This is a genomic window from Meiothermus granaticius NBRC 107808, assembly GCF_003574355.1.
In the GTDB taxonomy this organism is placed as follows: domain Bacteria; phylum Deinococcota; class Deinococci; order Deinococcales; family Thermaceae; genus Meiothermus; species Meiothermus granaticius.
Genome location: NZ_QWLB01000042.1, coordinates 19,075 through 29,065 on the forward strand (window position 1 = coordinate 19,075; position 9,991 = coordinate 29,065).

The following is a 9,991-nucleotide window of genomic DNA, read 5'->3' on the forward strand; positions in this document are numbered from 1 at the left end:
CACCTCACACCTCCAAATCGGCCAGCTCTCCCGTCCAGCTTCCCACTACCGCCAGGCCGTAGCCGTCCAGCCGGTCTTGAGCTTCGTCGCTCAGGTTTTGCATCCAAACGCTGTGCAGCCATTCCTCAATTTGGGCCTCGCTCCAGCCCGCAAAGCGCACAAAATAGACACTGCCCGCGGGCACCAGCCTGCGGCTCGGCTTGGGGCGGTGATGCTCTAAGTCCCAGCCTGAGGCCACTACTGCACGACCCAGGGCAACGGCCTCAATTCTGGCCCCCTCAAGCCCACCGTCCTGCGGCAGGTAGCCTGCTCGGAAAGCTGCTGGGGTGAGAAAAATCACCCGTGCGGCCTGGTGCTGCACCAGCGATTGCAGCAGCTCCGCGGGAGACTGGGGTAGCGGGATGGATTCGTTCCACCAAATAGCCAGCCGCCGCTCGCCCCCTAATGGAAACACCCCGCCCGGCGCGCCCTCTACCCAGACCGCGAGGGCCAGCCGCTGCGCCTGGGAAAGAGGAGCCGAGGGGGGTAGGTAGGTGAACTCGAGCCCCGAGGTCTGGAACAAAAAGCCCTCTTCGGCGGTCTGGGTCTCGGGGTCGAGCTTCAGGTGGGTACGCACCTCGCCCTGGGGGCCGTTATGCCCCAGCTCCTCCCCGTTTTGCTCGGCCTTGGACGGAGGCTCCAGAAGCCAGCGCTCGAGGGCGCTCCAGTACCAGAAGCGCGGCAGCGAGAGGGGCTTGCTCTTGTTGTCGGGGTTGGGGATGCCAACCGAGAAAAGCCCCTCGGGCAGGTTGGTTTCCGCATTGCCCAGACGAAGCGGAACCAATCGGTACAAAAAGGACTCTTTGCCCTGGCCCAGCAGCACCACATCGGCAGGCGCGGGCGCAAGCAGCGCCCAACCCCTCTCTTTGCGCGCGACCAGCAGGGGGCCTCGGATGCCGATCTGTCGAACCTCCTGGGCCGCTTCGGGAAAGGTGAGCCCCTGGGAAAGCCCTATACGGGTACGCAATGCACCGGCAATGGTTTGCGGCAAAGGGAAGGGTAGGCTGCGGGCTCTGGCCCCAGGGTTGCTGCTAAAGGGGCGGCCATCGCGGGCTACCAGGGGTTCGCGGGGTTCAATGAGCACGGTAGACCTCCGGGTTTTCGGTAGGAACCCCGGCCTGCTGGTAAGCCCGCGCCAGCACTTTGGCCAGGATGAGTTCATCGGCCAGGCGGGCCACATCGGCGGGGGTCTGCAGGGTGTCCAGTTCCTGGCGGTACTCGGGCTTGATTTGCTTTCGCCCTAAGATGCGCTGAGCCTCGAGTACCACCGCTTTCTCCATTCCCTTCACCCCGCCCAGCTCGTCCAGCAGAGCCTTGAGTTCGTAACCTGCTTTGGTGGGGATTTGCTCCAGCCGCAGCAGATCCTGATAGCGATACAGGCGCTGGGTAAGCGAGGGGGCCTCGTCCCAGCGCCCACGCACCATACGCTCGCTGCCGCTGCGGGGGCTGTAGGCTAGGGCCAGGGCATTGCGCTTTTGCTCGAGGGGTGTGCTCTTGGGGCCTTCCTTGGCAAACTTCTCGGTGCGACGCACCAGCTCGAGGGCGTCCTGGAGGGGCTCGAGGTGGTGCACGATGGCCAGCCCCACCGAGAGCGTGGGGTCGTGCTTCTCCCCAAAGCCCCGCATGGCGGCGGAGAAGATCTGGGCCAGGGCTTTCGCACAGGGAAGGGCAGTGTGCAGTGGCAGCAGGGCCAGTACGTCGTCGCCCCCGGCATAAACCAGACAGCCTTTGTGGCGCTCCACAATGCCCCGTACCCTGGCCGCGAAATCCAGGGCTAGCTTGTTGGAAAGCCGCCGATGGGCTTCCGCGCCCTGCCGACTCTGGTGGTCTATGGCCTCGCCCATACGGTCGCCGTCGGCGTGCAACAGAACGTAGTAGGGCAGGGGTTCGCCCAGGGCACGGTACATCTCGCTCAGCACGGCACGGGCCTCTTCCAGCCCGGCCCCCGACCCATCCAGAAACTCCCCTAAACGCCCCACAAACAGCAGTCGGGGGTCATAGTCTTTGAGGGGGGTGTCCCGTACCACCGGATGGACCCACTCCTCGCGGGCTTCCTCGCCAATCAGGTTGGCCAGGCGCTCGAGGTAGAACCGGAGCATCTCCAGCTTTCCCTGTTTCCCCAGCCCTTCCAGATAGGGCAAGGCCGCCACATGTGAGGTGCTCAGGAAGGCCCGCTCCGGCCATAGCCGTTTCACCAGATCTACCCCGCTCAGCTCCTCGCCGGGTCGGATGCCCACCCTGCGCTTCCAGGCTTCGCTTGCGCCTGCGATGACCGTTTCCCGAGCGCCGTCCAGCGAGCTTTTGGGGAGGCTCGAGCCCCACCCCACCGGCATGAACTCGCGGGTGTTCTTCCGCGCCGCCATCACCGCTGTTAGCCGGTTGCGTGCCCGCGCGTAGTCCTCCTCCAGCGGTACACAGGCCCAGTAAACCTCGAGCATCTCCGAAAGCTGCTCTAGCGTAGTAGATACGTCTATCTGCTCACGGTGCTTGTCCAGCAAAGAAGTGCCCCTCTCCTGGATATATCGCCGCGCCTCCTTCACAGCCTCCTCAGTCAGCACCCGACAATGGACATCTTCCCTGACCCTGGCAACCACCACGTTGGGGATCCCCGACTGGCTGAGCTGCCTGAAGTGCTCAGCGTTGTTGGGCGCCGGAAAAATTAGGTTTTCATACCCAAGCCTTTCGGCTAGGTACGCGGATACCTGTCCCGCAGCCTCACTGAGCAAGCAGCTTCCTGCGTACAGGTCGCGTGTGCGACGAGCGGTGTTGATGAAATCTTGAACGGGCCCTAGTGTAATTTGCATGAGATAAGACATCATCAGATCCTCCACCCTTTGGCCTCTGATTTAGCAAGCCTGTAACCCATCAGCCCGTTTTTGGAAAAAACCTTCTAATCAGACACCCCCTCTGGGGGTCTACCCCAGTAAGCCCGTTGGTAGAGCTTGCCCAGGTCATGTAAAAACCCTGCCAGGGCTAGCTCGGAAGTCGTTTTAGACTGCATGCACTTTTCTACCACAGTTTTCGTTGGGTGGCTGGTATTTTGCTGTGCAGAGCTGAGCAACTCAAGGATATGATGTTGGCTTTAGGATCAAAAGGGGTTGATTTTTACTGGCCTGGCGACCTCGACCAATTTTGAGGTCTATTTACACCATGTGTGCGCCAATGAAAACGGCTCGAGCCTTGTCTTAGCCAGCTATCTTGAGACTGGTTTCAGTAGCGCACCACCCGATGCACCCAAAACATCAAAATCCCCGCAACGATGGCCCCTACCACCACGCTCAAGATGCCCGCGTGAAAGCTACCGGTCGCGGCAACGATACTCCCCGGCACCAGCGAGCCCCCCACCCCCCCAAAAAGCACCGTGAGGCCGTTGTACAAACCGGTGCCGGCCCCCACCTTTTCGGGGGATAAAAGGCGCTGTACGGTGGCAAACTCCTGGGCGTTGTAGGCGCTTTGAGCCAACACCCCCAGGGCGAAAAGCAGCACCACCAGGCTCAGGCTAGGGGTGCTCGAGGTCAGCCACACGCACCCTGCGGCCACAAAAAACCCCAGGCTTGCCAGCAGGTTGCGCCGCCCCAGTCGGTCCCCCACGTAAGCCCATAGCAGTACCCCACTGATTCCTGAGGCAAACACCACGAACAGCGGCCAGCCCAGATCTTCAAAGTTGATGCCGCGGGCCCGGTTGAAATAGCTGGGCAGCCAGTTCAGGATCCCGAATATGCAAAAGGCGTTGAACGTTCCCGCCAAGGTGTAGAGCCAGAAGCGCCAGTCCCGCACGTAGCTGGTTTGCACGTCCAAAAAAGCCGGGCTCACCGCTCGGCCTGTGGGCGGGGTGTCCTGGACAAAGCGCCAGACCAGCGGCAGGCAGACCGCCAGGCCCACAAACCCCAGGACGGCAAAAGACTCCCGCCAGCCCACGGCGTGCATCATCGGCACCACCAGCAGGGGGGCGAAGCCTATGGCCAGCAGGACGCCGGCCACATAGATCGAGTTGGCCCGGGCCCGCTCTGAAACCGGGAACCAGCGGCTGACGATCGCGCTGTTCATGGGCATATGCACGCTCTCGCCCAGCCCCAGCAGCAAGCGCAGAATCAGCAGGGCCAGCAGCGAGAAGCCCAGAGGCCAGACCAGAATGGTGAACAGCGAAAAGCCCGCCACCGCCAGCAACAAGCTGCGTTTGGGGCCAAAGCGCTCGGCCAAGGGGCTCAAGAAGATCTGGGCAAGGCCATAGGTGACGAAAAAAGCCGCCAGCAGCACATCGCCATTGGCGCCGATCTGCCGATCCGTCCAGCCGAAATCCTGGGCAATTTTGGGCAGGGCCAGGGCCAGTGCATTGCGGTCGAGGTAGTGCACAAACACCGTTGCCCCCAGGACCAGGGGGATCTGCCAGCGAGCCGGGGAAAGGTTCTGGGTCATGGGCTGCTCCTGGGGCTTGGGCGGCAATCACCGGTACAGGCTGTTGACATACTCCACCAGCAAGGACTCCACCAGCTCATCGGGCAGCAGCTCCAGCAGGGTATTGATGCGGGCGAAGCCGGTGGGCATCTGGCCTGGGACCAGGCCGGCCAGGGCGGCGATCCGGGTAAAGGGGTCGGGGCCGGGGTTTTGCAGAAGTTGTGCCACCTCCTGCCGAAGGGACTCGAGGTGATCCAGGCCACCCCCGCGCTTCACTTCGGCCACGCTTTCTTGAAGCGCGGTCAGAAAATCCTCCACATGGGGGACGTTGGAGCGGTTTACCGAAAGGTGCAGGTTGGCGGGGCCGCCCCCGGCGGAGAACTGGGCCTGCACAAACCAGCCCCTCGAGCTCAGGGCGTCTTCCAGCTCAAACACGTTGAGGTGCGCTGAGCTGAAGGCAAACATGCACATATCCGGCTTTCCCAAAACCTGTAGTTCGGGTATGGCGGCAATTCCGGCCAGCAGGCGCTCGGTGGCCCGCTGCACCTCCGACACGATCTGCTGATAGCCCTGCAGGCCCAAAAAATGCAGGGTGGCCCAGGCCCCCGCCAGCGGCCCGCCCGACTTGGAAGAGAGCACCGTGGGGTTGATCACCGCATAGCCGGTGGTGCGGGCGTTGGCGTAAAGGGCAAAGCGGCGCAAGGCCGGGCTGTGGTACAGGATCACCGAGGCATTCTTGGCGGCGTAGCCATACTTGTGCAGGTCGGTCGAGAGGGAGGTGACCCCGGGGATTGAGAGGTCAAAGGCGGGGACGCTGAACCCCAGCGTGCGCATCACCGAGAGGTGAAGGCCGCCCACACAGGCGTCCACATGGCAAAGAACCCCCTTTTCCTGGGCCAAGGCCGCGATTTCAGGGATGGGGTCTACCACCCCATGCGAGTAGCATGGGGCAGAGCCCACCAACAGCACGGTGTTTTCGTTGATGGCCTGGCGCATGGCCTCCACATCGGCTCGGAAGGTAGTGGGGTTCATGGGGGTGATCTGCACCTTCAAGCCCAGGTAGTGAGCGGCCTTGTGAAAGGCTGGGTGGGCGGTTATGCACAGCACCATCTCGGGGGTCTGGACCTGGGGCTTGTGGGCCCTGGCCCAGTCGCGGGCCGCCTTCACGGCCAGCAGGATGCTCTCGGTGCCGCCGCTGGTAAAGTTGCCCACCGTCTGCGGGCCTCCCCCCAGCCAATCCGCGATGCTGCGCACGGTGTCGGTCTCGAGCTTGAGCAGGCTGGGGTAGAGGTTGGGATAGAGGGCGTTTTCGCTGAGAAACTCGGTATAGGCCGCCTTCCCGACCTCTGCGACCGCTGGGCCGGGATCATAGACCCCGGCCATCACCCGCCCCTCGAGCCAAGGCGCGTCGTGGGCCTTATAGGCCCTGAGGGTGGCCAGTACCTGTTCTTTGCTGAGTCCCACTGGGGGTAGCGGCATATGGATCTCCTGGTGTGCTGGGCAGAGCCTATGGGGAAAGCGAAGAGGCTGTCAATACGGGCCGCTGTTCAGGGGTATATTGAGCTCCAGAAAGGTTGAGGAGGTCGGCGATGCGAGTGGTGGTAACCGGAGGCAGTGGCAAGCTGGGGCGGGCCTGCGTAGAGGAGTTGCTGGCCCACCAATACGAGGTGATCAACGTAGACCTGATGCCCCCGAAAGAACCCCGCTGCCCCTTCGTGCAGGCGGATCTGGCCGAGTTTGGGCAGGCCCTGGAGGTTTTGTCGGGGGTGGATGATCGCTACAGGGGAGTGGACGCCGTGGTGCACCTGGCCGCGGTCCCGGCGCCGGGGTTGCAGCCCAATGCGGTGGTCTTCAAGAACAACACCCTGAGCACCTACAACGTGTTTGAAGCGGCCCGGCGGATGGGGATTCGCAACCTGGTGTGGGCCTCGAGCGAGACCGTGCTGGGGCTACCCTTTGACACCCCTCCGCCCTACGTCCCGCTAGACGAGGAATATCCCGGACGCCCTGAGAGTGCCTATTCCCTGTCCAAGCTGCTGGGAGAGGAGATGGCCCGGCAGTTCGCCCGCTGGGATCCCGAGCTCAAGATCCTTGGGCTGCGCTTTTCCAACGTGATGGAGCCCGCTGATTACGCCCATTTCCCCAGCTTTGACCTCGACCCTCGGCTGCGCAAGTGGAACCTCTGGGCCTACATTGATGCCCGCGATGCTGCCCAGGCGGTGCGGCGGGCCCTCGAGGCCCCCCTCAAGGGGGCGGAGGTGTTCATCATCGCTAACGCCGATACCGTGATGTCCCGCCCTAACGCTGAGCTGATGGCGGAGGTGTTTCCTGGAATACCGCTGCCTGAAGGGATGGGCCCGCATCAGACCTTGCTTTCCATTGAGAAAGCCCGCCGTCTGCTGGGCTACGAGCCCCAACACTCTTGGCGCGAGGAACTGGCCGCCTGGGCCCGCCCCTAAGGGCTGGCGAAGTCCAGCCGAATGATGTCATCGGCGGATAGCTCGAGGCGCAGCGCCCCGGCGTTGGCCTGGGCCTGGCGCACGTTCTTGGCCCCAGGGATGGGCAGGGTGCCCTTCTGGATGCACCAGCGCAGGGCCACCTGGGCCGGGGTGGCGCCCTTGGCCTGGGCCACCTCGCTGAGGGCTTGGAGCAGGCCCGGCAGGCGCTGCTTGTGGGCGATGTAGCGCTGGCCGCGGTAGCGCCCTGGGGGTGGGTTGTCCAGGGTGTATTTCCCGGTCAGCCAGCCCATGCCCAACGGGCTGTAGGCCATGGGCACAATCCCTTCGGCCTGTAGGGCGGAGAGCAGCCCGGTATGTTCAGGGCCCCGCTCGAGCAGGTTGAACTCGATCTGGTTGGCCGCCAGCCGCACCCCGTGCCGCTCCAGCACCTTGCTGACCCGCTCGGTCTGGGCCAGGTTGTGGTTGGAAACCCCCACCGCCCGGGTCAACCCCAGCTCATAGGCCTCGGCCAGAGACTCGGCCCAGCCCTCGAGCGAGACTGGCGGCCAGGGCCAGTGCAGCAGGTAGAGGTCGAGCCGGGAGAGGTCCAAGCGCCGCAGGCTCGAGCGCAAAGCCCGCAACAGGGCCTTGCGGGAAAAGCGCCAGGGAAAGGGAAACATCTTGCTGACCACCAGCGGCTTGGGGGTGTAATCGTGGTAGAACATCCCCAAGAGCCGCTCGCTTTTGCCCAGGCCGTAGACCTCCGCGGTGTCAAACAGCCGTATTCCGGCGTTCAGGGCCAGCATGTAGGCCTGTCGGGCGTCGTCCTGGCTGTAGGTTTTGCCATAGCCCCAGATCAGGGTATCGCCCCACTGCCAGGTGCCGATCCCCAAGGGGGGAATCGGGGGAAGACCGGGGAACTGAAGGAGGTCGTTCATGGGGGCAGCCTATTGGTCTGGTTTAGAGCTGACAATATCCTCAATCACGGATTGTACTGCCTCACAGCACAGATTGTATGGCCTTAGCCGGGTTCCCGCTGGGGCTCCTTTTCTTCCTCGCCGCCCTCCTCGAGCCGGGCGAAGGCCTCCAGGGCCAAGCGTACCCGCTCATGGATCCCCTTGAACCCCTCGGCCCGCGTTCCACTCAGCAGCTCGAGGGCTTGGTCGGCGGTCTCCACCGCATAGAGGTGGAATCGTCCCTCCCGCAGGGCCTCCATTACCTCAGAAGCCAGGGTCAGGTTGGGAATGTTGGCCCGGGGCAGGATTACCCCCTGCTTTCCGCTCAGGCCCAGGGCCTGGCAGACCCGAAAAAAGCCCTCGACCTTAGCCGCAATCCCCCCGACCGCCTGAACCCGTCCGGTTTGGTCTACCGCCCCGGTCAGGGCCAGGTCTTGCCGCAGCGGGATGCGCCCGATGGCCGAGAGCACCGCCACCAGCTCGGCCAGCCCCGCCGAGTCGCCTTCAATGGGCACGTAGTTTTGTTCAAAGGCCAGGCTGACCGTGGCCGGGAACGACCCCACCTCGGCGTAGCGGCTGCGCAGATACCCGCTCAGGGTGAGCACGGCCTTGTGAAAGACCTGCCCTCCCAGCCCAGCCTCGCGGTCTATGGAGATCAGGTGATCCCGCCCTGGGGCGGCTCGAGCGGTCACCCGGGCCGGGCGCCCCCAGGCCGGCAGGGTTTCCAGCAGCACCAGGCTGTTTACCTCCCCCACCTTCTGCCCGGTCAGCTGGAAGCTCCACACCCCCTCCTGCACCGACCGCAAAAACTCCTCCTCAGAGCAGAAAGCCCGTTGATCTCGAGCCCTCAGGGCAGCCTGTACCGCATCCGCGCTGAGCACCCCCTCCCCCAGAACCGCGGCCTCTTCGGCCAGCGCTCGGATCTCGACCCAGCGGGCGTCCATTCGGTCGCGGTGCTCGGCCATCCGCCGGGCCTCGTCGTAGAGCTGGGAGAGCCCGCCCTGGGTCAGGCTGAAGCCCTGGGCCGAAAGCCACCCCCCCAGGGCCTCGCGCTGCTCAGGGGTGGCGCTCAGGGTGGGGGAGAACTCGATGCGGATGCGGAACAGCTCGGTAAAGGCGGGGTCGCTCTCCAAGCTTTCAAAGGCCTCGTGGCTGCCCACCAGCAGCACCTGGACCTGAACCGGGAAAGGCTCCACCTCGAGCCCCACCGGATGCTGGGCATCGGTCACCGGCTCGACCTGCTCATTGTGCAGGGCCCGTTTGAGGGCCTCCCAGGTGCCTTCGCGCTTGAGGCTTTCCGCGTCCAGCACCAAGAATCCCCCCTGGGCCCGGTGCACCGCCCCAGGGCGGATATGCGAGACATTGGCCACTCCGCTGGGGGCGCTGACCTGCCCGAACAGCCGAGGCGCGGTGGCGTAGGGCTCGTAGACCACCGGCGGGGGGAACCCGCTGTGGGAGGAGGTGAGCAGGTTGGGCCGCCATTGGGCCGGATCGAAGGCCTCTCCGGTCTCGGCGTAGCGAACCAGGCGGGCCTTGAGGGCCTCGAGGTAGGCCCGGGCTTGGGGGAACTGGGCCATCAGCGGCTCGACACGGGCGCTCAGGTAGTGGCTGGCCTGTTCCCGCCGTAGCCGGCGCAACGCCGCCTCACGGTCGGCCAAAGCCGTGAGGTTGGCCAGGCTGACCTCCTCGAGCCGGGCCGCCAGCTCGGCTGGAATCGGGCCGGGGCCGCTGAGCTCCAGGCGTTCGCCGTTTTCCACCAAGGCGAACCCCGCAGCCTGGGCCTCGGTTCGGAGTCCCTCCAGCCGGGCCTCCTGCTCCGCTTTGAAGCCCTCCTCGAGCTGGGATTTCTCCCGCAAAAACCGGGCTTGACGAAACAGGGCGTCCAGCCGGGCGGTTTCCGAGAGCAGCCCCTCCACGGCCTCGGCCAGGTGGGTCTCGCTGCCGCTGGGGAGGGTGAGCACCGCTGCCCGCCGCTCGGAGAGGGGTACATAGAGCAGGTCTGGAGGGGTCTCCACGCTTTGCTGCTGGAGATACTCCAGCAGGGCCTCGTGCTTTCCCAGGCTGGGGGGTCCTACCACATAGGCGTGAAAACCGCCCTTGAGGGCCAGCTCGAGAGCCGCCCGGGCCCGTTCCTGCCCGAAGAAGGGGGGCGGGGTGGGAAGC

The 9,991-nt window shown here is 64.5% G+C and carries 7 protein-coding genes; 1 reads left to right on the forward strand and 6 read right to left on the reverse strand.

Annotated features, from left to right (window positions below):
* Window positions 1-4: 4 nt before the first annotated feature.
* From Mgrana_RS13340 to Mgrana_RS13355, 4 genes are all read right to left on the reverse strand, one after another.
* A complete protein-coding gene (locus Mgrana_RS13340; RefSeq protein WP_119358097.1) occupies window positions 5-1,123 on the reverse strand; it encodes a type III-B CRISPR module-associated protein Cmr3 in 1,119 nt (372 codons plus the stop codon).
* Entirely contained in the window at window positions 1,113-2,858 is a 1,746-nt protein-coding gene (gene cas10 / locus Mgrana_RS13345) for a type III-B CRISPR-associated protein Cas10/Cmr2 (RefSeq protein WP_338067281.1), read from the reverse strand. Before cas10 ends, Mgrana_RS13340 begins: the two co-directional genes overlap by 11 nt.
* Before the next feature lie 391 nt (window positions 2,859-3,249).
* A complete protein-coding gene (locus Mgrana_RS13350) occupies window positions 3,250-4,455 on the reverse strand; it encodes an MFS transporter (RefSeq protein ID WP_119358099.1) in 1,206 nt (401 codons plus the stop codon).
* A gap of 27 nt (window positions 4,456-4,482) precedes the next feature.
* Window positions 4,483-5,913, reverse strand: coding sequence for a pyridoxal phosphate-dependent decarboxylase family protein (locus tag Mgrana_RS13355; RefSeq protein WP_119358100.1), 1,431 nt, complete (start codon window positions 5,911-5,913; stop codon window positions 4,483-4,485).
* A 110-nt stretch (window positions 5,914-6,023) separates the two neighbouring features.
* On the opposite strand from Mgrana_RS13355, the gene Mgrana_RS13360 reads away from it, so the two are divergent.
* Window positions 6,024-6,893: an NAD-dependent epimerase/dehydratase family protein gene (locus Mgrana_RS13360; protein WP_119358101.1), complete on the forward strand. Its 870-nt coding sequence runs from the start codon at window positions 6,024-6,026 to the stop codon at window positions 6,891-6,893.
* Here Mgrana_RS13360 and Mgrana_RS13365 read toward each other — a convergent pair.
* Window positions 6,890-7,810, reverse strand: a complete 921-nt coding sequence (locus tag Mgrana_RS13365) for an aldo/keto reductase (protein ID WP_119358102.1) — start codon at window positions 7,808-7,810, stop codon at window positions 6,890-6,892. The genes Mgrana_RS13360 and Mgrana_RS13365 overlap by 4 nt on opposite strands.
* A gap of 83 nt (window positions 7,811-7,893) precedes the next feature.
* On the reverse strand, window positions 7,894-9,991 hold a 2,098-nt coding region (locus tag Mgrana_RS13370), incomplete at its 5' end, for an AAA family ATPase (RefSeq protein ID WP_119358103.1).